20 protein-coding genes and 1 tRNA gene are annotated in these 23,001 nt (G+C 71.4%); 4 read left to right on the forward strand and 17 right to left on the reverse strand.

What is annotated here, in order from left to right; all coding sequences use genetic code 11:
* Nucleotides 1–42: 42 nt before the first annotated feature.
* Nucleotides 43–945 (reverse strand): diacylglycerol/lipid kinase family protein, encoded by a 903-nt coding sequence (locus tag BJY17_RS05780; RefSeq protein ID WP_179550513.1) that lies wholly within the window; start codon nt 943–945, stop codon nt 43–45.
* A gap of 61 nt (nt 946–1,006) precedes the next feature.
* Between BJY17_RS05780 and BJY17_RS05785 the strand changes: the two genes are divergently transcribed.
* Nucleotides 1,007–1,642, forward strand: a complete 636-nt coding sequence (locus tag BJY17_RS05785; protein WP_179550514.1) for an MBL fold metallo-hydrolase — start codon at nt 1,007–1,009, stop codon at nt 1,640–1,642.
* 15 nt (nt 1,643–1,657) lie between these two features.
* Here BJY17_RS05785 and BJY17_RS05790 read toward each other — a convergent pair whose 3' ends face one another.
* Nucleotides 1,658–3,127, reverse strand: a complete 1,470-nt coding sequence (locus BJY17_RS05790; RefSeq protein WP_179550515.1) for a serine hydrolase domain-containing protein — start codon at nt 3,125–3,127, stop codon at nt 1,658–1,660.
* Between the two features lie 376 nt (nt 3,128–3,503).
* On the opposite strand from BJY17_RS05790, the gene BJY17_RS05795 reads away from it, so the two are divergent.
* On the forward strand, nt 3,504–5,189 hold the full coding sequence (locus tag BJY17_RS05795; protein ID WP_179550516.1) for a YhgE/Pip domain-containing protein: 1,686 nt from the start codon (nt 3,504–3,506) through the stop codon (nt 5,187–5,189).
* Nucleotides 5,190–5,212: 23 nt separating this feature from the next.
* Here the strand turns inward: BJY17_RS05795 and BJY17_RS05800 are convergent, their stop codons facing one another.
* The 4 genes from BJY17_RS05800 to BJY17_RS05815 form a co-directional block, all read right to left on the reverse strand.
* Nucleotides 5,213–7,603 (reverse strand): transglycosylase domain-containing protein, encoded by a 2,391-nt coding sequence (locus tag BJY17_RS05800; protein WP_179550517.1) that lies wholly within the window; start codon nt 7,601–7,603, stop codon nt 5,213–5,215.
* 199 nt (nt 7,604–7,802) lie between these two features.
* Nucleotides 7,803–7,877: transfer RNA gene (locus tag BJY17_RS05805), tRNA-Gln, on the reverse strand.
* Nucleotides 7,878–7,983: 106 nt separating this feature from the next.
* The gene (gltX, locus tag BJY17_RS05810; protein WP_179550518.1) at nt 7,984–9,498 is read right to left on the reverse strand and encodes a glutamate--tRNA ligase; all 1,515 of its coding nucleotides are present in this window, start codon (nt 9,496–9,498) and stop codon (nt 7,984–7,986) included.
* Nucleotides 9,499–9,509: 11 nt separating this feature from the next.
* Nucleotides 9,510–10,451: a LysR family transcriptional regulator gene (locus tag BJY17_RS05815; RefSeq protein WP_179550519.1), complete on the reverse strand. Its 942-nt coding sequence runs from the start codon at nt 10,449–10,451 to the stop codon at nt 9,510–9,512.
* Between the two features lie 81 nt (nt 10,452–10,532).
* Between BJY17_RS05815 and BJY17_RS05820 the strand changes: the two genes are divergently transcribed.
* Nucleotides 10,533–11,564: an aminotransferase class V-fold PLP-dependent enzyme gene (locus tag BJY17_RS05820; RefSeq protein WP_179550520.1), complete on the forward strand. Its 1,032-nt coding sequence runs from the start codon at nt 10,533–10,535 to the stop codon at nt 11,562–11,564.
* A gap of 21 nt (nt 11,565–11,585) precedes the next feature.
* Here the strand turns inward: BJY17_RS05820 and BJY17_RS05825 are convergent, their stop codons facing one another.
* The 5 genes from BJY17_RS05825 to BJY17_RS05845 form a co-directional block, all read right to left on the reverse strand.
* Nucleotides 11,586–12,359 carry a fumarylacetoacetate hydrolase family protein gene (locus tag BJY17_RS05825; RefSeq protein WP_179550521.1) on the reverse strand — a complete coding sequence of 258 codons (774 nt, stop codon included), beginning with the start codon at nt 12,357–12,359 and terminating at the stop codon, nt 11,586–11,588.
* 9 nt (nt 12,360–12,368) lie between these two features.
* Nucleotides 12,369–12,875: a GNAT family acetyltransferase gene (locus tag BJY17_RS05830; RefSeq protein ID WP_218889858.1), complete on the reverse strand. Its 507-nt coding sequence runs from the start codon at nt 12,873–12,875 to the stop codon at nt 12,369–12,371.
* On the reverse strand, nt 12,872–13,987 hold the full coding sequence (locus tag BJY17_RS05835) for a branched-chain amino acid aminotransferase (protein WP_179550522.1): 1,116 nt from the start codon (nt 13,985–13,987) through the stop codon (nt 12,872–12,874). The genes BJY17_RS05830 and BJY17_RS05835 overlap by 4 nt, the downstream gene beginning before the upstream one ends.
* Nucleotides 13,988–14,012: 25 nt before the next feature.
* Nucleotides 14,013–15,074, reverse strand: coding sequence for a 3-isopropylmalate dehydrogenase (locus tag BJY17_RS05840; protein ID WP_179550523.1), 1,062 nt, complete (start codon nt 15,072–15,074; stop codon nt 14,013–14,015).
* A 69-nt stretch (nt 15,075–15,143) separates the two neighbouring features.
* A complete protein-coding gene (locus tag BJY17_RS05845; RefSeq protein WP_179550524.1) occupies nt 15,144–16,730 on the reverse strand; it encodes an MFS transporter in 1,587 nt (528 codons plus the stop codon).
* Nucleotides 16,731–16,834: 104 nt separating this feature from the next.
* On the opposite strand from BJY17_RS05845, the gene BJY17_RS05850 reads away from it, so the two are divergent.
* Nucleotides 16,835–17,398, forward strand: a complete 564-nt coding sequence (locus tag BJY17_RS05850; protein ID WP_179550525.1) for a TetR/AcrR family transcriptional regulator — start codon at nt 16,835–16,837, stop codon at nt 17,396–17,398.
* Between the two features lie 62 nt (nt 17,399–17,460).
* Here BJY17_RS05850 and serA read toward each other — a convergent pair whose 3' ends face one another.
* The 6 genes from serA to BJY17_RS05880 all read right to left on the reverse strand — a co-directional run bounded on the left by serA (nt 17,461) and on the right by BJY17_RS05880 (nt 22,999).
* Nucleotides 17,461–19,050 carry a phosphoglycerate dehydrogenase gene (serA, locus tag BJY17_RS05855; RefSeq protein WP_179550526.1) on the reverse strand — a complete coding sequence of 530 codons (1,590 nt, stop codon included), beginning with the start codon at nt 19,048–19,050 and terminating at the stop codon, nt 17,461–17,463.
* 134 nt (nt 19,051–19,184) lie between these two features.
* On the reverse strand, nt 19,185–19,574 hold the full coding sequence (locus BJY17_RS05860) for a hypothetical protein (RefSeq protein WP_179550527.1): 390 nt from the start codon (nt 19,572–19,574) through the stop codon (nt 19,185–19,187).
* 1 nt (nt 19,575) lies between these two features.
* Nucleotides 19,576–20,061, reverse strand: a complete 486-nt coding sequence (locus BJY17_RS05865) for a hypothetical protein (RefSeq protein ID WP_179550528.1) — start codon at nt 20,059–20,061, stop codon at nt 19,576–19,578.
* Between the two features lie 51 nt (nt 20,062–20,112).
* Nucleotides 20,113–20,853, reverse strand: coding sequence for a copper homeostasis protein CutC (locus tag BJY17_RS05870; protein WP_179550529.1), 741 nt, complete (start codon nt 20,851–20,853; stop codon nt 20,113–20,115).
* A 41-nt stretch (nt 20,854–20,894) separates the two neighbouring features.
* A complete protein-coding gene (locus BJY17_RS05875; RefSeq protein WP_322789762.1) occupies nt 20,895–21,656 on the reverse strand; it encodes a copper homeostasis protein CutC in 762 nt (253 codons plus the stop codon).
* On the reverse strand, nt 21,653–22,999 hold the full coding sequence (locus tag BJY17_RS05880; RefSeq protein WP_179550530.1) for an alpha-L-fucosidase: 1,347 nt from the start codon (nt 22,997–22,999) through the stop codon (nt 21,653–21,655). The genes BJY17_RS05875 and BJY17_RS05880 overlap by 4 nt, the downstream gene beginning before the upstream one ends.
* Between the last annotated feature and the right edge of the window lie 2 nt (nt 23,000–23,001).

A 23,001-nucleotide genomic window follows, 5' to 3' on the forward strand; every position in this document is an offset into this window, starting at 1 on the left:
GCAGCATCCGTTCGCCCTCTCCCGCCTGCGTGCTCGCCGAACTCAGACGAACACGGCGAGCGCGCCGGACACGATCTCGACGTCGACCGGCAACTGGCCGATGCGCTCGCCGTCGGCGTACGCGACGATGTCGTCCGCCTCGATGCGCACCTCCCGCCCGGTGAGGAACTCGACCGCGGGATGATCGGCGTGACGCCCCGCGAACACCTTGGGGAAGACGGCGACGAGCCGCGCCCGCGAGAGGGGGTGCACGATGAAGACGTCGAGCAGTCCGTCGCCGAGATCGGCGTGCGGCACGATGCGCATGCCGCCGCCGATCGACGAGTTGTTGGCCACCGAGACGAGCATCGCCCGCTGCTCGCGGCGCACCCCGTCGACGGTGATGACGTAGCTGCGCGGGCGGAAGGTCACGAGTTCGCGGACCATCGCGAGTGTGTACCGGCGGGGCCCCTTGGGGCGGGTCATCCCGTTCGCGCGCTCGTTCACGACGGCGTCGAACCCCGCCGAGACGACGGACGCGAACCAGGTGCGCAGCTCGCCGTGCCGGATCAGGCCGGCGTCGATCACCCGAGGCGGCCTCCCGAGCGCCTCGACGAGCGCCTCGATCGCCGCGGCCGGGTCGTCGAAGGGCAGGCCCAGCCCACGCGCCAGGTCGTTGCCGGTGCCCGCCGCGACGATGCCGAGCGGCACGCCCGTGCCCGCGAGCAGGTTCACGCCGAGCGAGACCATGCCGTCGCCGCCGACGACGACCACGCCGTCGGTGCCGAGCGCGAACGCCGATTCGGCCGATCGGCGCAGGAGTTCGAAGTTGTCCTCGCGGAGCGCCGTGACCTCGTGCCCCTCACGTGCGAGCCGGTCGGCCACCGCCTGCCCGACGGCGCGATTGCGCCCGAAGGAGGCCGCGGGGTTGATCGCGACGAGGAGCCGCCGTGGGGCGCTGGACATGGTGCGATTCTGACAGGCCGCGGCCTTGCGCGGCGACGACGCCGAGGTGTTGGCTCGGAACATGCGCCTCACGAAGCTCGAACACGCCGCCCTCGCCATCGAGGACTCGGGCGACAAGCTCTACATCGACCCGGGCAAGTTCACGACGCCGATCACCGAGTCGGCGGGCACCGTGGCCGTCGTCGTCACCCACAAGCACGACGATCACTGGACCCCCGAGCAGCTGACCCGCATCGCCGAGGCGAACCCCGAGGTGCGCATCTTCGGGCCGGCCGGGGTCGCCGCCGCCGCGGCCGACTTCCCCGTCGAGACGGTCGAGCCCGGCGACACCGTCGAGGTCGGGCCGTTCCGGCTGCGGTTCTTCGGCGGCCGGCACGCCGTGATCCACCCCTCGATCCCCGTGATCGACAATCTCGGCGTGCTCGTGAACGACTCGCTCTACTACGGCGGCGACTCGTTCACGCTGCCGGGCGTGCCCGTCGACGTGCTCGCGGCACCCGCGGGCGCGCCGTGGATGAAGATCAGCGAGGCCATGGACTACGTCGTCGAGGTGGCGCCCCGACGCGCGTTCCCGACCCACGAGATGGTGCTCTCCCGTGCGGGAAAGGCCCTGTCGAACGCCCGCCTCGCCTGGGCGACCGAACAGGGCGGCGGCGAGTACCTGCCGCTCGAGCCGGGCGACACGCTCGACTTCTGACGCGGCGGGCCACGGTCAGGCGACGGATGCCTCGTGGCTCTCGGCCTTCACGAGGAATGTCTGCGCGAGGGGTTCGGCGAGCGGCGTCATCCGAACCTCGACGCGAAGCCTGCCCGTGGCGCCGGGGAGGAACCAGACGAGGTGGTCGGGCGAATCGCACTCGGCGTCCACGGGCGTCGTGCTCGCGGCCGTGCGCCCCCCGACGGCGCCCCATGCCGCCTCGATCGCGGCCCGGCGCTCGTCGTACGGCACGTCGAGGCCGACGTTCGTCGCGAGCACGGCCGAGGCAGCGGCATCCGACCAGTCGTTCACGAGCCCGCTGATGGCCACGGACGCCTCGAGCGTCTCGGGCCAGGGCGCAGGTGACGGCGATACGGGCGCGACGCGGTCGGCGGCGTCGAGCACGATCGCGAGCGCGAGCTCGGCACCTTGGGAGACACGCGCGTACGTCGCGTTCTCGAATGCGACGACGCCCAGGCCGGATGCCGCGTGCCAGCGCATGTGCGCGCTGAAGCCCGGATACCCGCCCGAATGCGAGACGATCGCGCCGAACCGCTCGTCGAACTCGACGAAGAGGCCGAACCCGTAGCCGTACACGACCGGCGACGGTGGCGTCGGCGCACCCGGCACCGCAGGAGGGGTGTGGCGCTTCGCGGCGACGCGCATGAGCTGCTGCATCTCGCGCCGGCTCGCAGCGCTGAGCGGCCCGCGCTCGGCGCCCGTCGACGCCTCGGCGAGCCAGACCGCCCATCGGGCGAGGCTCGACGTCGAGGCGAAGAGCCCGCCGATCGCCGAGAAGACTCCGGGGCCGGTGAACGGGAGCGCGAGCCATCCGTCGCCCGCGGCCCGACGGTGGCCGGTCGCGTACGGAACCATCTCATCGGCTGGCAGCTCGAAGCGCATGTCGAGACCGAGCGGCTCGATGAGCTCGCGCATCACGAAGTCGGTGAACGCGACGCCCGACACCCGCTCGACGACTTGGCCGAGCACCGCGTAGCCGAGGTTCGAGTACTCCATCGCGGTGCCGGGAACCGAGGCGCAGCGGATGCCGGCGGCGAGGGTGGCGCTGAACTCCTCGCGCGTCATCGACTCCTCGCGATCGGCCCACGGGTCGTCGGTCGGCAAGCCGCCCGACATGGTCATGAGCATGCGCACGGTCGGGTCGACCTCGAGGTCGCCCGGGATCTCGGGCGCGAACTCGGGCACGAACGAGCGGGCCGTGGCGTCGAGATCGAGCAGTCCGCGATCGCGCAGCAGGAGCAGGGCCGCCGCGGTGAAGCTCTTCGTGCAGCTCGCGATGCGGAACAGCGTGTCGGGCCCGGGAGCGGGGCGTACCGGATCGAGCGACGCGACGCCGACGCCGCCGCCCGCGACGACGCCGCTTCGGTCGAGAACGGCCCAGCTGGCGCCCGGCGCCGTTCCGGCGGCGATGCGCTCGGCGAAGACGGCCTCGACGGCCTGCAGGGTGTCGGTTGCGACGGTCATTGCACTCCCTCATGCGTCCCCCCGGACGGGGGCCGCAACCAGCGTACAAGTCGGAGGATTCGCACGAGATCGTCGGCGGCACCTGTCGCTCTCCGACAATGAGGCACGCGCTTCGGTGCGCAATCGTTGGTGATTCGCACACAACTTGCCGGGTGTACGTTGACGAAACCTCAGCCGCTGATACGTTCGTGTCACTTCGGGGTCGTTCCGCTCCCCCACGATGCCACTGTCGGCGTCGTCGGAGGCGCGAGCACTCCGCGCCTCACGCGCTCGGGCCCACCCTCCCCGAGCGACGGCGGCGACCACGGCACCGGTCGCGAATCCTGCACCCCCATCTCGGCGCGCACTGTCGCGCGCCCGCACACCTGGAGTCTCAATGTCGAGAATCGAACCCGCCTCCGAGCACCAGCACGGCGTCGGTCTCAAGATCGCCGTCATCGTGCTCGCGCTCGCGCTCGCAACGATGACGACCCTGTTCCTGCTCACGACGAACAAGATCGCGGGCGGCTCCGCCGAGCTCTCGGCGGGCGCGGGCGAGGTCAGCGACGGCTCCGAGCAGGTGGCGGCGGGTGCCGGCGACCTCTCGGCTGGATCCGTCGAGTTGAGCGACGGTGCCGCGGCAGCCGCCACCGGTGCCGAGAAGCTCTCGGCCGGGGCGGTCTCGGCTGCCCAGGGCGCCGAACGTCTCCGACTCGGTGCGGCGAAGGCCGCGACCGGAGCGCTGTCCCTCGCCGATGGAGCGGCGACGAGCGCGACCGGCGCCGCCGAACTCGCCGCCGGCGCCGACGACGCCGCCGCCGGCACCGTGAAGGTCTCGGACGGCATCACCCAGGCGGCGGCCGGGGCGAACGACGTGCGCAAGGGCGTGTCGCTCGTCGCCGCGGCGAACGGCGAGATCGCCAGCAATTCGTCGACGCTCAGCGAGGGCGCACGCGGCATCGCCGGCGGCGCCGCGGCGGTCCGCGACGGCGTGCTCGCGGTCGACGCGGGCGTCACGGCGCTGGCCGGTGGAGCGCTCGCGGTGCAGCAGGGCACCGACGGCGTCGAGGCCGGAATCGGCCAGGTCGCCACCGGCGTCGATGCGTTGAAGACCGGTGCGTCGGGCCTCGCCGCCGGAGCCGGCCAGCTCTCCACCGGAGCGGGGTCGGTCGCCGCCGCGAACACGTCGCTCGCCGACGGCATCGCTGCGCTGCGCACCCAACTCGCAGCGGCGGGCGCGTCCGCCTCGGTACTCGGAGCCCTCGATCAGCTGCATGCCGGTGCCACGCAGGCCTCGGCCGGAGCGTCACAGGTCGCCACCGGCGCCAGCAACCTCTCCACCGGAGCCACGGCGCTCGAGACCGGCGCGACCACGGTCAGCGGCGGCGTCACCAAGCTCGCGGCAGGCGCAACGGCGCTCTCCGGCGGCACGGACGCACTCGTCGCCGGCACGTCGACGCTCAGCGAGAAGATCGCACCGCTCGCCGCGGGCGCGACGACGCTAGCCGACCGGTCCCTCGTGCTCGCCGCCGGCAGCAGCATGCTCGCGGGCGGCGCGGCCGAGCTGTTCGCGAAGACCGACGGTCTCGTCTCGGGCAGTGCCCGGTTGAACGCGGGCACCGCCGAGCTCGATCGGAAGGTCGACGAGCTCGTCGCCGGCAGCCAGAAGGTCGCGGCCGGTGCCACGCGCCTGTCGTCGGGGGCCGACCGCCTTCTCGTGGGCGCCAACGAACTGTCGGCCGGGGCGAGCGTGCTCGGCACGGGTGCGGCGAACCTGGCCGCCGGCACGGGAACGCTGCAGCAGGGCGCATCCGATCTGGCCACCGGCACGGGAACCCTCGCCGACGGCGCTGCGACGCTCTCGACCGGCGCAGGAGATCTCGCGGACGGCACCGCGGAGCTGAGCGACGGCAACGCGCTCGTCGCCGAGGGCAGTGCGACCCTCGCGAACGGCGCTGCCGGCGTCGCACCGTCGAACATGGTGCCCTGGCTCCTCGTCGCGCTCGGACTCGGCGCAGCCGCCATCGCCGTCTGGGTCACCCACCGCGTGCGGTTCGCCCGCCGGGAGTCGGTCACCGCCTGAACGGTGCCGCCGGCGTGAGCCGGTCAGTGGCCTCGGTCGTCTGGACGACCGGGGCCATTGCCACGCTCGCCGTCTCCCTCGTCGCCGCGTCCCGGCTCGTCGGGAGCCTCATCGGGGGCCTCGTCGTCGCCGATCTCCGCACCGGTGTCGCCCAGCACCTCGCTGTCCCGATCGGCTCGCGGCGCGACCGGAACTCCGGGCGGGGCGACGGTGAACTCGGAACCGCCGTACTTCGCGGCCGCAACCGACATCACCATCGGCCACATGCGGTGGCGGGCGGTCGCCGCCGTGCCGGTGTCGAAGTCGATGCCGCGCTGGTTCGCGTCGCCGTAGAGGCTCACGACGCCGGCGACGGTCGCCACCTTGGAGCTGGCACCGGCCATCCAGGTGTCCTTGTTGCCGTCGGTCGTTCCGGTCTTGCCGATCAGCGGCACGTGCGGCTCCACATTCCGGTTCGACTCGGTCGCGGTGCCGCTCGTCATCACGAGCTGCATCGCGTAGTGCATCGCCGCCGCGACCTCGGGTGAGACGGCGGGCGTGCACTTCGATGCCGGAACCGGAACCTCGTTGCCCTTGCGATCGACGATCTTATCGATGGCGACGGGCGTGCAGGTCACGCCGTTGTTCGCGATGCCGGCGAACGCCACGGCGAGGCTGAGCGGCGCTACCTCGTTCGAGCCCAGCACCGATGAGGGATTCTGCCCGAGCGGATCCCCGTCGGCGCGGTGCATGCCGAACGCCTCCGCCGTCTTGCGGATGCCGCAGAGGTCGATCTTCTTCGCCATTCCGAGGTAACCGGTGTTGATCGAGCCGATCGTCGACTGGAGCGCCGTGTAGTTCGCGCCGGATTCGTTCGAGTCGTTCTTCGGATTCCATCCGGCGTCGGCGACCTGACCGCCGAGGCAACTATCGGCGAACGCGCCCCAATTGGACTTCCGCCGGGAGTCCACGGTCTCGTTCAGCGAGTGGCCCTCGTTCAGCCACTGCGCGAGCGTGAACACCTTGTAGGTCGATCCCGGCTGGAATCCGCTCGAACCGCCCTGCGTGTAGTCGGTGTTGTAGTTGATGCTCTCGAACTTGGGGCCCGAGTCGAGCACCTTCGGGTCCTGGCTGTACACCTTGTTCTGCGCCATCGCGAGCACGCGCCCGGTGCCCACCTCGACACTCGAGATCACGCCGCCGACGTCCCAGCCGGGGTAGGTCTGCGGAACGTGCTGCGCGATCGCCGCGGCCGCGGCGTTCTGCATGTCGAGATCGAGGGTGGTGTACACGTCGTATCCGCCGCGGCGGAAATTGCGCATGCGCGTCTCCTCGTCTTCGCCGAACGTCGGATCCGTCTGCAGCACGTGCTTCACGTAGTCGCAGAAGTACGCCGACACGCCGGCGGTCTGGCACCCCGTGCTCGGCTCCTTGATCGCCGGCTCGACCGGCGTCGCCATGGCGACGTCGTACTCCTCGCGCGTGATCTTCTGCTCGTCGAGCATGTGGAACAGGATGTAGTCGCGACGTTCCTTGTTCCGCGCGTAGCCGTTCGCCGCGCCGTTCGTCTCACTGTCGGGCTTGTCGAGCTGGAACTCGACGGGGTTGTTGACGATCGCGAGCAGCGACGCCGCCTGGGCGAGTGTGAGATTCGCCGCGCTCGTCGAGAAGTAGTAGTTCGCCGCGGCCTCGATGCCGTAGACGGTGCCGCCGAAGCCGGCGATGTTCAGGTAGCCGAGCAGGATCTCGCTCTTGGAGTACCGCTTCTCGACGCCGATGGCGAGTCGCATCTCCTTGAGCTTGCGCTCGATGCCGGCACTCCCGTCGGACTCGGTGGCCGCCTCGTAGCAGTCGTCCTTCGCCGCATCGACGAGGGCCCGCCGGTCGTCGTAACTGAGCGCGGCGCGTTCGTCCTCCGTCAGATCCACGACGGCGGTGACGTGGGCCTCGGCCTCGCACTCCTGCACGCGGATGTTCTTGACGTACTGCTGCGCGATCGAGGATCCACCCTGGGTGCGGCCGCCGGTCGCGGTCTTCACCGCGGCTCGCAACGTGCCCTGCAGGTCGACGCCGCCGTGATCGTAGAACCGGGGATCCTCGCCGGCGATCGCGGCATCCTTCGCGTACTGGTTGATGGCATCCCAGCCGACCTCGACGCGGTTCTGGTCGTAGAAGGACGCCAGCAGCTGGGTGGAACCATCGGGGGCGGTCGCGTAGATGTTGCTCTTCTCGGAGAGCTCGTCGATCTCGAGGTAGCCCGGGAGGTTCTCGAACATGCCGATGCTTCCGGATGCCGCGATGCCCACGGTCGCGATCGCGGGCGTCACGCCGGCGACGACGAGCATGGCGGCGCCGACGCTGGCCGCGATGAGTCCCACGAAGCCGCCGACGACGCCGAGTGGCGTTCGCGTCTCCTGGAAGTCACGATTCCGCATGTTCCCAGAACCCATGGCTCACCCAATCCCCTGCGGCGTCTCGCGATCGCGGTCGAGCCGGTAGGGAGACTCGATCAGTGCCGACACTCAATGGAATCGCAGCGTACCGCGGAAGTCCAGCCCACATGCCGGTCTTCGAGAACCAGTGATACCGGAAAACGAAGAAGGCCCGGATGACCGGGCCTTCTTCTCACAGATTTGGCTGGGGTACCTGGACTCGAACCAAGAACAACGGTACCAGAAACCGCCGTGTTGCCAATTACACCATACCCCAATGGCTGAAACCGAAGTCCCGCGCCGACATGTAACTCTAGCCTACGGTGCGGCGCCCGCCAAACTGAGCAGCGCTCACGCGCTGCTCGCCCGGCGGGCGCCCCGCGTCAGGCGAGCAGCGCCGTCAACCGGTCGATGCGCTCGACCGAGTCGACCTTGCCGAGGATCTGCATGGATTCGAAGAGCGGGGGCGAGATGCGCCGGCCCGAGATCGCCGTGCGCACCGCGCCGAAGGCGACCCGGGGCTTCAGCGCGAGCCCGTCGACGAGAGCTGCGCGCAGCGCCTCCTCGATCTGCTCGTGGGTCCATTCCTCGGCCGGGAGGCGGTCGAGGGCGTCGCGCGCCGCAGCGAGCACCGCAGGGGCGTCGGCGGTGAGCGCCGCGACCGCCGCTTCGTCGAACTCGAGGCCGGCGGCATCCGTGAACAGGAAGCCGAGCATGCCGGGAGCCTCGCCCAGCAGGGCGATGCGCTCCTGGATGAGGGGTGCTCCCTCGGCGAGCACGGCCTCTTCGGCCGGCGTGATCGGGTTCGAGACCGACCCGGCCGCCTGCAGGTACGGCACCGTGCGAGCCGCGAAGTCGGCGACGTCGAGCTGGCGGATGTGGTCGCCGTTGATCGCCTCGGCCTTCTTCAGGTCGAAGCGTGCCGGGTTCGGGTTGACGTTCGCGACGTCGAACGCGGCGACGAGCTCGTCGCGCGAGAACACGTCGCGGTCGGCGGAGAAGCCCCAGCCGAGCAGCGCGAGGTAGTTGATGAGCCCCTCGGGGATGAACCCGCGGTCGCGGTGGTGGAACAGGTTCGACTCGGGGTCGCGCTTGGAGAGCTTCTTGTTGCCCTCGCCCATGACGTAGGGCAGGTGACCGAACCGCGGCACGAACGTGGTCACGCCGATGTCGATGAGCGCGTGGTAGAGCGCGATCTGACGCGGCGTCGACGAGAGCAGGTCCTCGCCGCGGAGCACGTCGGTGATGCCCATGAGCGCGTCGTCGACCGGGTTCACGAAGGTGTAGAGCGGCGCGCCGTTGGGGCGCACGACGACGAAGTCGATCGTCGAACCGACCGGGAAGTCGATGCGGCCGCGCACGAGGTCGTCGAAGCCGAGGTCGACCTCGGGCACGCGGAGGCGCAGCGCGGGCTGGCGCCCCTCGGCACGGAACGACGCCTTCTGCTCCTCGGTGAGGTCGCGGTCGAAGTTGTCGTACCCGAGCTGCTTCGGTCGACCGTTCGCCTCGTTGCGCGCATCGATCTCCTCGGCGGTCGAGAACGACTCGTAGAGGTGGCCCGAGGCCTTCAGCCGCTCGATGATCTCGAGGTAGATCTCACCGCGCTGCGACTGCCGGTATGGGCCGTGCGGGCCGCCGACGTCGATGCCCTCGTCCCACGTGAGGCCGAGCCAGGTGAGCGCGTCGAGGAGCTGCGCATAGCTCTCCTCGCTGTCGCGAGCGGCGTCGGTGTCTTCGATGCGGAACACGAAGGTGCCGCCGGTGTGGCGCGCGTAGGCCCAGTTGAACAGGGCGGTGCGCACGAGGCCGACGTGCGGCGTGCCGGTCGGCGATGGGCAGAAGCGCACACGGATGTCGCCACCGGTGGCCGTGGTCGTGGGGTGAGCTGTCTCAGACATACCCCTCAATGCTACCGAGCGGCGAGGGACTCGAGCGCGGCGATCGCGGCGCCGACGGCAGGCACCCGTTCGGCGCCGCGCGCCGTCACGAGGTGGAGCGAGCGCACGTCGGCGCGGGCAGTCGGCCGGGCCACGACGTTCTCGTGCCGCGGCGAGGCGGCGAGTGCGAGCGCCGGCAGCAGCGCCACCCCGAGCCCCTGCGCGACCATGCCCTCGACGGCCACGAAGTTGTCGGTCTCGAAGGCGATGCGCGGCACGAACCCCGCGGCCCCCGCGAGCTCGAGCAGATGGCCGCGGCAGCGCGGGCATCCGGCGATCCATGGCTCGTCGCGCAGCATACCGAGATCGACGATGTCGGATGCCGCGGCGGCGTGCCCGGCGGGCAGCACGAGCCGCATCGGCTCATCGCCGTAGACGCGCACATCGAGCCCGCGGGCGCTCGCCTGGTGCGGGTCATCACGGTCGCCGGGGTAGCTGAACGTGATCGCGAGGTCGGCCTGGTCGGCGCGCACGGCACGCACCGCCTCGGGCGGCTCGGCCTCGACGTAGGTGACGTCGATGCCGGGGTGGGCGGCGGCGAGCGCCGCGATGAGCCGCGGCACGAGCGTCGCCGAGGCGGAGGGGAAGGCCACGAGCCGCACCCGACCGGCTCGGAGCCCCCGGAGTTCGGCGAGCTCGCCCGCTGCCGCCTCGAGCGCCGTGGCGACGTCCTGCGCATGGCGCGCGAGCACTCGCCCTGATTCGGTCAGCCGGATGCCCCGGCCCACGCGCTCGACGAGCGCGATGCCGGTGCGATCCTCGAACCGCCGCAGCTGCTGGCTCACGGCGGGCTGGCTGTAGCCGAGCCACTCGGCGGCCGCAGTGAGCGAACCGCGCTCGGCGATCTGGTGCACGACGCGCACCGTCTGCAGGTCGAGGGCTGCGGCGAGGGCGTCGATCGAGGCATCCGACATGCCTGAATCATAACCGCAGCGCATGTGTGTGATCATTCGCCGGGCCTTGTCGAATGAATTGCGCTCGCCGAGACTGGATCCATGCACCACACTCGCGAGCGGTACGCCGCAGGACGCGGCTACCTCGCCGCCTGCACGATGGGCCTGCCCGCCGACGTCACGCGCGACGCGGTGCGACGAGACCTCGAGTCGTGGTCGGCCGGCACGGCATGCGGCGTCGAGTACGGGAGGATCCACAACCGGGCACGCGGCCACGCCGCGACCCTGCTCGGCCGCGCGCCGAGCGAGATCGCCACCGGTTCCCAGGTCTCGGTCTTCGCCGGGTTCGTGGCGGCCTCGGCGCCGGCAGGTGCCGAGATCGTGTGCGTCGACGGAGACTTCTCGTCGGTGATCGGCCCGTTCCTGGCCCGGGGCGACCTGCGCGTGCGCCACGTGCCGCTGACCGAGCTCGCCGGCGCCGTGACCGACTCGACGTGGCTCGTGTCGTACTCGCTCGTGCAGTCGGCGACGGGCGAGGTCGCCGACGCGGCATCCATCACCTCGGCAGCGCGAGCCGCCGGGGCCCTCACGCTCGTCGACACGACCCAGGCCACCGGCTGGATGCCGACCGACGCGATCGATGCCGACGTCGTGATCTGCCACGCCTACAAGTGGCTGTCGGCACCCCGCGGCGCGGCGTTCGCCGCGTTCTCCACTCGGGCGGTCGACGAATTGACCCCGCACGCCGCCGGCTGGTACTCGGGCACCGACCCGTGGGCATCGTGCTACGGCCCCGAACTGCACCTCGCCGCGGGCGCGCAGCGCTTCGACGTCTCCCCCGCCTGGCAGGCCTGGGCCGGCGCCGAGGCCGCCCTCGGACTGGCCGCCTCGCTCGACATGCGCGAAGTGCAGCGGCACGACGTCGGCCTCGCGAACACGTTCCGCGCCCGGCTCGACCTGGCCCCCTCCGACAGCGCGATCGTCGCGTGGCCCGACCACGACGGCAGTGCGCTGGCCGCGCTCGGCGCCGCCGGCATCACCGCCTCGGGGCGCGCCGGCCGGGCCCGCGTCGCGTTCCACGTGTGGAACGACGACGAGGACGTCGAGCTCGCGGCATCCGCTCTCGGGCGCTGAACGCGCGCCGGCCGAGGCTGACTACGCGGCCGAGCGCACCGGGTTCGACAGCGTGCCGAGTCCGGTGATGTCGACCTCGACGGTGTCGCCGTCGACGATCGGCCCGACGCCGGCGGGCGTGCCCGTGAGGATGACGTCACCGGGCAGCAGCGTGAACACGCTCGACGCGTAGGCGATGATCGATGCGACCGAGTGCACCATGTCGGAGAGGCGCCCCGACTGCTTGGTCTCGCCGTTCACGCGCGTCTCGATCGTGGCGGTCTCGAAGTCGACGTGCGTCTCCATCACGGGACCGAGCGGGCAGAAGGAGTCGAAGCCCTTTGCGCGGGCCCACTGGCCGTCGCGCTGCTGCAGGTCGCGAGCCGTGACGTCGTTGGCGATCGTGTAGCCGAAGATGTAGTCCTCCGCGTCGTCTTCGGACACGTTCCTCGCGATGCGCCCGATGACGACCGCGAGCTCGCCCTCGTGCTCGACTCGTTCGCTCTGCCTCGGCAGCACGATCGCATCGCCCGGGCCGACCACCGAGGTGTTCGGCTTCAGGAAGAGCAGCGGCTCAGCCGGTGCCTCGCCGCCCATCTCCTCGGCGTGATCGCGGTAGTTCTTGCCGACCGCGACGACCTTCGAGCGAGGGATCACCGGTGCGAGCAGCTTCGCATCGGTCAACTTGACGCGCTCGCCCGTGGGCTCGTAGCCCGCGAACATGGGGTCGGCCTTCAGTACGACGAGTTCGTGCTCCTCTTCGTCGACGATGCCGAATGCGATGGTGTCGTCGTGGCTGAAACGCGCGATCTTCATGGCTTCAGCCTACCCGCGGCCTCTGCGCACCGAGTCGGGGTGAACGGCGTTCGCAGGGACATCCGGAATGAGTCGCTTGCCGAGGCTCGTGACGTCGTCGACCTGGTAGCCGAGGCCGCGGTAGAACGCGATGACTCCGGCGTTCGTCGACCGGACCTGCAGGTTCAACTTCGGGCAGCCGCGTTCGGCGAGGAGCCGTTCGGCCTCCGCCATGAGCAGCGCCCCGAGGCGTTCGCCGCGCCGGTCGAGGTCGACCGCGAGGTAGTTGACCCAGCCCCGGTGGCCGTCGTAACCGACCATCGCCGTCGCCACCACCGTGCCGTTGAACTCCCCCACGAGGAAGAGCTCGGGCTGCACGGCGAGCTTGCGCTCGATGTCGCGGTACGGGTCGTTCCACGGCACGACGAGTCCGGCCGAGTGCCACAGGGCGACGACCGGCTCGGTGTCGGCGACGTCGAACGGACGGATGCGCACGGCGGCGCCACGGGATTGGCCGCCGTCAGCGGCACCGGTCATGCGTCGAGACGCGTGAGCCATCCGTGACGGTCCTCGACACGGCCGTACTGGATGCCGGTGAGCTCCTGGCGCAGCGAGAGCGCGAGCTCGGATGCCTCGGCACCCGTGTGCACGATCTCGAAGTCGGTGCCGAGCAGGCGCCCGATGGGCACGACGACCGCGGCGGTGCCGCAGGCGAAGGCTCCGACGATCTCGCCGGACTCGGCGCCGCTGCGCCATTCGTCGAGCGAGATGGCACGCCGCTCGACGGTGTGACCGCGGTCGGTCGCGAGCTGCAGGATCGAGTCGCGTGTGATGCCCTCGAGGATCGACGGCGACTCGGGCGTGACGAGCGTGCCGTCGCGCTTCACGAGCACGATGTTCATGCCGCCGAGCTCTTCGAGGTTGCCGGCGTCGTCGAGGAACGCGACCTGCTGGCATCCCTTCTCGTACGCCTCGGCCTGCGGAAGCAGGCTCGACGCGTAGTTGCCGCCGGTCTTGGCCGCACCGGTGCCGCCCTTGCCGGCGCGTGCGTAGTCGGTGGAGAGCCAGATGTTGACGGGCTCGACGCCGCCCGGGAAGTAGGCGCCCGCCGGGCTCGCGATCACGTAGTAGGCGACCTTCTTCGCGGGGCGCACCCCGAGGAACGCCTCCTTCGCGAACATGAACGGTCGCAGGTAGAGGCTCGTCTCGGGTGCGCTCGGCACCCAGTCGGCGTCGACGGCGACGAGCTGCTTGAGCGACTCGATGAAGATGTCGCTCGGCAGCTCGGGCAGCGCCATGCGACGGGCCGAGCGCTGCATGCGGGCGGCGTTCTCGAACGGCCGGAAGGTGTGGATCGAGCCGTCGGCGTGACGGTAGGCCTTCATGCCCTCGAAGATCTCCTGCGCGTAGTGCAGCACCGCGGCGGCGGGATCGAGCGAGATCGGGCCGTAGGGCGAGACGCGCGGGCGGTGCCAGCCGCCCTTCTCCGACCAGCAGATGTCGACCATGTGGTCGGTGAAGTGGTTGCCGAAGCCGGGGTCGGCGAGCACCGCCTCGCGTTCGGCGGGCGTCTTCGCCTCGCCGTTGCGGATGACCTGCCAGATGAGACCGGCTGCCGACGGGGCCTGGAGGGGGAGGTTGATCGTCATGATGTTCGTCCTTCGATGCGCTGGATCAGTCGAGTGCGCCGATGCGTGCGGCGATGGCGTCGCCGACCTCTGAGGTCGAGCGGCGGGTGTCGCCGCGTTCGGCGATGTCGGCGACGACGGCCCGCTGCACCTTCTGCGCGGCCTCGGCCCGGCCGAGGTGGTCGAGCAGGAGGGCCACGGAGAGGATCGCGGCGGTCGGGTCGGCGACGCCCTGGCCGGCGATGTCGGGTGCCGAGCCGTGCACCGGCTCGAACATGCTCGGGAACCGGCCGTCGGGGTTGATGTTGCCCGACGCCGCGAGGCCGATGCCGCCGCTGATGGCGCCGGCGAGGTCGGTGAGGATGTCGCCGAACAGGTTGTCGGTGACGATGACGTCGAAGCGCGCGGGGTCGGTGACCAGGAAGATCGTCGCCGCGTCGACGTGCAGGTAGTCGGCCGTGACGCCCGGGAACTCGGCCGCCACGGCGTCGACCGTGCGCTTCCACAGCGAGCCGGCGAAGACGAGCACGTTGGTCTTGTGCACGAGCGTGAGCTTCTTGCGAGGGCGAGCGGATGCCGCGGCGAACGCGTAGCGCACGACGCGCTCGACACCGTAGGCGGTGTTGACCGAGACCTCGTTGGCGACCTCGGCCGGAGTGCCGACGCGGATCGCGCCGCCGTTGCCGACGTACGGGCCCTCGGTGCCCTCGCGCACGACGACGAAGTCGACGTCGCCAGGGGCCGCGAGCGGACTCGCGACGCCGGGATAGAGCACCGACGGGCGGAGGTTCACGTAGTGGTCGAGCTCGAAGCGGAGCTTCAGCAGCAGGCCGCGCTCGATGTTCGCACCCGCCAGCCGCGGGTCGCCGGGCACGCCGCCGACCGCACCGAGCAGGATCGCGTCGTGGCCCGTGATCGCCGCGAGGTCGTCGTCGGTCAGCACGTCGCCGGTCGCGAGGTAGCGGGCGGCGCCAAGGGAGAACTCGGTCTGCTCGAACACGACCCCCGACCCCTCGGTTGCCGCAGCGAGCGCCTTCAGCGCCTGCCCGACGACTTCAGGGCCGATCCCGTCACCGGGAATGACCGCGAGCTTGACCGTGTCCACCATGAATGCTCCTTCGTGCGCCAGCCCTTCCAGCGTACTGGCCGCGCGCGCGCGTGACACCCGCGGCGTCACTCACTCGTGGGCGGCGCCCGCGCCCTTCGGGTTGCGGAGGGCGAGCACGGCGACGACGGCGGCGGCGACCATGAGCGCGACGCCGATGAGCGAGGTGATGACGACGCCCTCGTCGAAGGCCAGCGCAGCGGATGCCGCGAGCTGTTCGCCGATCGCCGCGGGCAGTTGCTCGGAGACGGTGACGGCGCCGGCGAGGGTCTCGCTCGCCGTCGAGGCCTGGGCGGCGGTGAGTTCGGTGGGCAGCACGATCGCGGCACTGTAGTGGGCGGCGAGGATGGAGCCCAGCACCGCGGTGCCGAGCACGGCGCCGAGCTCGTACGCCGTCTCGGAGACCGCCGAGGCCGCGCCCGCCTTCTCGGGCGGTGCGCTCGAGAGGATGAGCTCGTTGGAGACGGTCTCGGCGGCGCCGATGCCGACGCCGAGCATCACGAACGCGATGACGACGGGGGCGATCGACTCGGCGGTCGCGAACCACGCGATGACCGCGTAGCCACCGGCCGACAGCAGCAGGGCGATCGGCACGAGCACGCGCGGCCGCACCCGTCGGGCGATCGGCACGACGGCGAGGCCGGCGATGATCATCGCGACGAGGCCGGGCAGCAGGGCGAGCCCGGCGGCGACGGGCGACAGCCCGGCGATGAGCTGCAGGTGCTGCGACACGAAGTAGAGGAAGCCGACGAGCGCGATGACGCTGAAGAGGTTCACGAGCACCGCGCCGCCGAACGAGCCCTGGCGGAACAGTCGCACGTCGAGCATCGGCGAACGGCTCTTCAGCTGACGGCGCACGAACCAGATGCCGCAGAACAGCCCGAAGACGATCGCCTGGATGCCGAAGCCCGAGATGCCGTCGGTGGCGAGCGACTTGATGCCGAACACGACGGGCACCATCGCGGCGAGCGAGAGCAGGGTGCTCGGGATGTCGATGCGGCCGGGCGCGGGGTCGCGGCTCTCGGGGATGAGGAGCGGCACGAGGATCAGCAGCGGCACGAGCACCGGCACCGCGAGCAGGAACACCGAGCCCCAGTGGAAGTGCTCGATCAGCACGCCGCCGACGAGCGGCCCGAGGGCGCTGCCCGCGGCGAAGCCCGAGGCCCAGATCGCGATCGCGAGGCGGCGCTGCTCGCGCTCGACGAAGACGGTGCGCAGCAGCGACAGGGTCGAGGGCATGAGCATGGCGCCGAAGAAGCCGAGTGCGGCGCGCGAGGCGATGAGCGCCTCTGCGGTCGGCGCGAACGCGGCGACGATCGAGAGCACGGCGAAGCCGACCGAGCCGATGAGCAGCATGCGGCGGCGCCCGAAGCGGTCGCCCGCGCTGCCCATCGCGACGAGCAGTCCGGCGAGCACGAGCGGGTAGGCGTCGATGATCCAGAGCTGCTGGGCGGCCGTGGGCGCGAGATCGCGCGAGATCGCGGGCAGCGCGAAGCTGAGCACGGTGTTGTCGACCGAGACGAGCAGCACGGGCAGCATGAGCACCGCGAGCGCGAACCAGGCGCGTCGAGGCGCGCGGGCGGTCGGCGTGTCGGGCGCCGCCGCAGCGGTGGTCGTGGGCTCGTTCGCGTGCAGTTGGGTCTGGCTGGTGTCGGTCATCTCAAGCTCGTTCGTCTCAGGCGGTTACTGTACCGTCCAGTTGGTATAGTAACAGACATGCCAGAAGCGTCGTCAACCCTCCCCCGATCGGCCACACTGGGATCATGAGTCGCCCGCCCGCCGCCCGAGAAGCCGTGCTCGACGCCTTCGAGCGCATCATCATCGCCGATGGCGAGCGCACCGCGACGCTCGACGCCACCGCGCGCGCCGCCGGCGTCTCCAAGGGCGGCCTGCTCTACCACTTCGGTTCGCGGCACGCGCTCATCGCGGGCCTCATCGAGCGCCTGCACCGTCTCGTGGACGACGACGTCGCCCGCATCCACTCGGCGCCCGACGGGCCGATCTCGTACTTCGTGCGCTCGTCGGTCGACCTCGAGTCCCCGCTCGACCACAGCTTCGTCGCCGCCGTGCGACTCGCCCAGGGCGGTGACCGCCAGGCGGCGGCCGCGATCGACGCCGTGCGCACCCGCTGGCTCGAGGAGATCGGCCGCCACGTCGACGACCCGGCCCTCGCCCTCGCGATCACGCTCATCGGCGATGGGCTCTATTACCACTCGGCCCTGCGCGCCGAGGTCGACGCCTCCGCACTCGACACCGACGACATCGGCCCCGTGCAGATGGACGAGCTCGTCACCCTGCTCGAGCGCATCGCGCAGACCGGTCGCTAGACGACGGATGCCCCGGCGCGACGCTGCGTGCAGCGCGCGCCGAGGCATCCGACGACCTGGGACTACTCGGTGATGTCGACCTCGACGAAGAGGCTCGCGTCGATCGCCTCGCGCACGCGCTCGAGCACCTCGGCGGGCACCGGCGAGTCGACCGTGAGCACGCTGAGCGCCTGCCCGCCCGCCTCGCGGCGCGCGATCTGCATGCCCGCGATGTTGATGCCGGCCTCGCCGAACTCGCGGCCGTAGACCGCGACGATGCCGGGGCGGTCGGCGTACTCCATGACGATGTGGGTCGTCGCGATCGGCACCTCGAGCTCGTAGCCGTTGACGCCGACGAGCTTCTCGATCTGCTTCGGACCGGTGAGCGTGCCCGAGACGGAGACCTGGGTGCCGTCGGCGAGCGCACCCGTGAGGCTGATGACGTTGCGGTACTCGGGCGACTCGGCGGAGGTGATCAGCCGCACGTCGATGCCGCGCTGCTCGGCGAGCAGCGGAGCGTTGACGTACGAGACCGTCTCGCTGACGACATTGGTGAAGACGCCCTTCAGGGCGGCGAGCTTCAGGGCGCTCACGTCGTAGTCGGCGAGCTCGCCGCGCACCTCGACGTCGAGGCTCGTGAGCGGACCGCCCGCGATGCCGGCGAAGAGCTGGCCGAGCTTCTCGACGAGCGGGATGCCGGGACGCACGTACGGGTCGATGACACCGCCGGCGACGTTGACCGCGTCGGGCACGAGCTCGCCGGCGAGGGCGAGCCGCACCGACTTGGCGACCGAGACGCCCGCCTTCTCTTGAGCCTCGTCGGTCGAGGCGCCGAGGTGCGGCGTCACGACGATGTTCGGCAGGCCGAGGAGCGGCGAGTCGCGCGGCGGCTCGGAGACGAACACGTCGACGGCCGCACCGGCGATCGTGCGGGCCACGAGCGCGTCGTGCAGCGCGTCCTCATCGATGAGCCCGCCGCGCGCGACGTTCACGATGAACGCGGTCGGCTTCATGCGGGCGAACTGCTCGGTGCCGATCATGCCCGTGGTCTCGGGGGTCTTCGGCATGTGGATCGTGATGAAGTCGCTCTGCTCGAGCAGCTCGTCGAGGCTCACGGTCTGCACGCCGAGCTGCTGCGCGCGCGCCGCCGTGATGTAGGGGTCGTAGGCGATCACGTTGGTGCCGAACGCCTGCAGGCGGGCGGCGATGAGCGCGCCGATGCGGCCGAGGCCGATGATGCCGATCGTCTTCTCGTAGAGCTCGACGCCGGTGTAGGCCGACCGCTTCCACTCCCCCTGTGCGAGTGCGGAGTGGGCTGCCGGGATGTGGCGCGCGAGGCTCAGGATGTGACCGACGGTCAGCTCGGCCGCCGAGATGATGTTCGACGTCGGCGCGTTCACGACCATGACGCCGGCCGCGGTGGCGGCCTTGATGTCGACGTTGTCGAGGCCGACGCCGGCACGGGCGACGACCTTCAGCTTCGGCGCGGCGGCGATCGCCTCGGCGTCGACCTTGGTGGCGGAGCGCACCAGGATCGCGTCGGCCTCGGCCAGCGCCGCGAGCAGCGCGGGCCGATCGGTGCCGTCGACGGACCTGACGTCGAAGTCGGGACCGAGGGCCTCGACGGTGGCGGGCGAGAGTTCTTCGGCGATCAGCACGACCGGCTTTGACACGAACGATTCCTTCGGGGTGATGCGCGCGCACGACACTGCGACTTGCGGTGGGATGCGCCACACGCCTTCGGGGCGCCTACCCGTTCACTCTACTGGAGCGTGCATTCCGCGCCCGTTGTATGACGCCGCGTGCATCAGGAGAGGTCGAGGCCGCCGAGCCCGAAGAACGCCGAGACGTCGGCGGCGAGCACCTGCACGAGCGCGTAGCCCGCGAGGAGGAGCACGACCTGCGCCAGGGGTGCGCGCCGTCGGCCGAGCCAGAGCGCCGTGCCGAACACGAGGAGCGGCACCGCGATGCCGGTCACGAGCAGTGCCCACCCGCCGCCGGTGATGGCGACGCCGAGCTCGTTCGCGGTGAGGTTCAGTCCGACGAGGTTGCCCACGGCCTCCCAGACGTCGTAGGCGTAGAAGACGCCGAAGACGACGGCGATCGTGATCGCGAGCCAGAGGGGCGTCGCCTGGCGGGCGGGGGCCGGGTCGCTGTCGGCGGCGGTCGGGCCGGTGGGAACGGATGCCTCGGTCATCTCAACCTCGCAGCAGGAACGGGACGGGAACGAGCAGCACGGCGCCGACGATCAGCCAGATGAGGCGCGCGCGCCGGTTGCCCGACGCGAGCCAGAGCACGGCGCCGAACCACAGCGGCGCCGCGAGCACGGCGAACCAGGCGCCGAGACCGTACATGAACTGCGCGACCGGGTCGGCGAAGAGCGGCGTCCCGCCGAGTGCCGAGACCAGCCATCCGACCGCGTAGAGCAGGTAGACGCCGCCGAGCACGCCGAGCACGACGAGTTCGGCCGACCCGGTCTGCGCCGGGGCATCCGCCGTGTCGGGTTCGCCGGCGGCCGCCTCGGCAGCGCCGTCGACCTGCGGAGCATCGGCGACCGGGCCGTCGGCCGCCGCGGCGGGCACCGCGGGCGCGGGCGCACCGACGGTCTTCCAGCCGGGCGCGAGCGTCTGGTCGTCGTCGCCCTCCCAGCGGAGCGCGTCGTCGTCGTCGGGGTCGCGGGTCATGAGCACCACATTAGCGAGCACCGAGCGGCAGCAGGCGATCGCGGCACCCGGTCAGCGTCGAACGAGGCCGGCGGCCTCGACCGCCGCCGCGACGAGGGCGGCATCCGTCATGTCGAATCCGTCGACGCCGCCGCCGGGGCCGCTCGCACCGCCGCGCGTCGCGGTGCCCCGCGCCGAGAGGTGCACGGCGTCGGCGCCCGCGCCCGCGAGTGCCGCGATGTCGTCGATGCGCACTCCGCCGCCCGCCATGATCTCGAGCGGGCCCGAGTCGGCCGCCATGCGCGCAAGCGTCTCGAGGCCGGCACGGCAGTCGGGCGCCCCGCCCGAGGTGAGCACCCGGCGCACGCCGAGGTCGCGCAGCGCGGCGACGGACCCGAACGGGTCGGCACTCGCATCGACCGCGCGGTGCACCGTCACGTCGAGCTCGCCGGCGGCGTCGACGAACCGGTGCACGGCCTCGAGGTCGAGCTCGCCCGCGTCGGTGAGCGCCCCGACGACGACGCCGTCGGCTCCGGCTGCTGCGGCGGCACGGATGTCGCGGACGATCGTGTCGAGCTCGTCGGCGTCGTAGACGAACCCGCCGCCGCGCGGGCGCACGAGCACATGCACGAAGTCCGCGACGGCTGCCACGCCCGCCGCATCCACCGCGGACTCGATGAGACCGGCCGACGGCGTCAGGCCGCCGAGACCGAGCGCCTGGCAGAGTTCGACGCGCGCGGCGCCCGCGGCGAGGGCGACGCGCACCCCCGCGGCATCCTGGACGGCGATCTCGACCGGCAGCGTTCGTGGCATTCCCGACACGCTACCGGTTCGCGCGGCAGCGAGCCCGCTGCCTAGGCCGAGCGCCACTCCGATCGCGCGGCGACCGCTGCGCGCACGAGCTGCGGGTCGGTGCGGTCCACCGTCTCGGCGCCGCCGCCCGGTCCGCTCGGCGCGGGGTCGGTCACCGAACGTCGCGCCGACAGGTGCACCGCGGCGAGTCCGAGGTCGAGCAGCGCGGAGATGTCGGCCGCGGTGACACCGCCCCCCGCCATGACCTCGAGACGACCGCCGGCCGCCTCCTGCATCGCGGCGAGTTCGCCGGCGCCCTCGATGCTGCGAGGAGCGGCACCCGAGGTCAGTACGCGCGAGACGCCGAGACGCACCAGCGTCTCGACCAGCTCGCTCGGACGCGCGACGGTGTCGATCGCGCGGTGGAAGGTCGTGTGCAGTCCGTCGGCCGCCTCGATCAACCGGGCGACGACGGGTTCGTCGACGGTGCCGTCGGGGCGCATCGCCCCGATCACGACGCCGGCGACCCCCGTCGAGCGCAGGGCGCGGATGTCGCGGACCATCGCCGACACCTCGCGGGCGTCGTAGACGAACCCGCCGGCGCGCGATCGCACGAGCACGTGCACGGCGGAGTCGGCACCGAGGCCGCGGGCCGCCTCGACCGACTCGAGCACCGTGCCGATCGACGGGGTGAGGCCACCGGTGACGAGGGCGCTGCACAGTTCGACGCGATCGGCGCCTGCCGCGATCGCGACCGCGGTGCCGCCGGCGTCCTGCACGGCGATCTCGATCGCGGGCACGGTCACGAGCGGCTCCGCGGTCACGGCGTCACGCGAGCGACGGCGATGGCCTCGCCCCGCAGGGCCTCGGGGATCGACACGGATGCCCCGGCGCTCGACGGCTCGACGGCGGCATCGCCCGCACCCAGCCACGTCACGCTGCCGGCACCGTCGAGCTCGGACGGCAGGCGGATCTCGCCGGCGGTCGGGTCGATCGCGTGCACGAAGACGTCGCCGCCGCTCGTCGTGTACGAGACGGGAGCACCGATGCGATCGCCTGCACGGAGCCACGGACGCGTGCCGTAGACGGCGTCGCCGTTGACCCCGAGCCAGCGGCCCATGGCGCTCATGCTCGCCGCCTGGAGCTCGGGGATCGAGCCGTCGGCGCGCGGGCCGACGTTGATCAGCAGATTGCCGTTCTTCGAGACCACGTCGACGAGCAGGCGCACGAGCGCGGCGCCCGAGAGCGAGTGCTCGGGACCCTCGGCCTCGTTGTAGCCGAACGAGAAGCCGAGTCCGCGGGTGGACTCCCACGGCGAGTCGACGATGTCCTCGACGTGCGTGTACTCGCGGGTGAGGAAGCCGTGGTACGGCACGCCCCAGCGGTCGTTCACGACCCCTGACGGCACGCGCTCGAGGTAGCGCTCGAGCAGCGCGGCGACGGCGAACTCGTCGCGCCCCTTGCCGCCGTCGGGCCAGTCGATGTCGTTCCAGAGGATGTCGGGGCTGAACCGCTCGACGAGCTCCTCGAGCTGCGCGGCCGAATAGCGCGAGAAGCGCTCGTCGTTCCGGCGGTAGCGGAACAGGTCGGTGTCGGACTCGATCGGCGGGAAGTCGCTGACGTGCCAGTCGAGCGCACCCGAGAAGTAGACGCCGAACTTCGCCCCTGCGGCGCGCGTGGCGTCGTGGAACTCGCGGATGAGGTCGCGTCGCGGGCCGCGGCGCGCGGCGTTGAAGGTCGTCGTCCCGGTGTCCCACAGGCAGAAGCCCTCGTGGTGCTTCGTGGTGGGGATCACGTAGCGGGCGCCCGCCGAGACGAGCGATCCGACGAACGCGTCGGCGTCGAAGGCCGACGCATCCCAGCGGTCGGCGAGGTCCTCGTAGCTCGTGCCGGTGCCGTAGACGTCCTGATGGCGCTGCCACGTCGGGCTGCCCGCGATGCGCACGGTGTTGCCGTACCACTCGGCGTACTGGTGGTGCGCGTACGCGTCCTCGGTGGGCACGCCGCGGCCGTCGTGCGGGGTTCCCCACGCCGGTACCGAGTAGAGGCCCCAGTGCACGAAGAAGCCCAGCTTCGCGTCGCGGTACCACTCGGGCACGCCTGCGGCCGGATACACGGGGGCGTCGGCACCGAGGTCGGGTCCGATGCGGGTCTCGAAGTTCAGCATGT

This window comes from Agromyces hippuratus, from assembly GCF_013410355.1.
Classification (GTDB): Bacteria; Actinomycetota; Actinomycetes; order Actinomycetales; family Microbacteriaceae; genus Agromyces; species Agromyces hippuratus.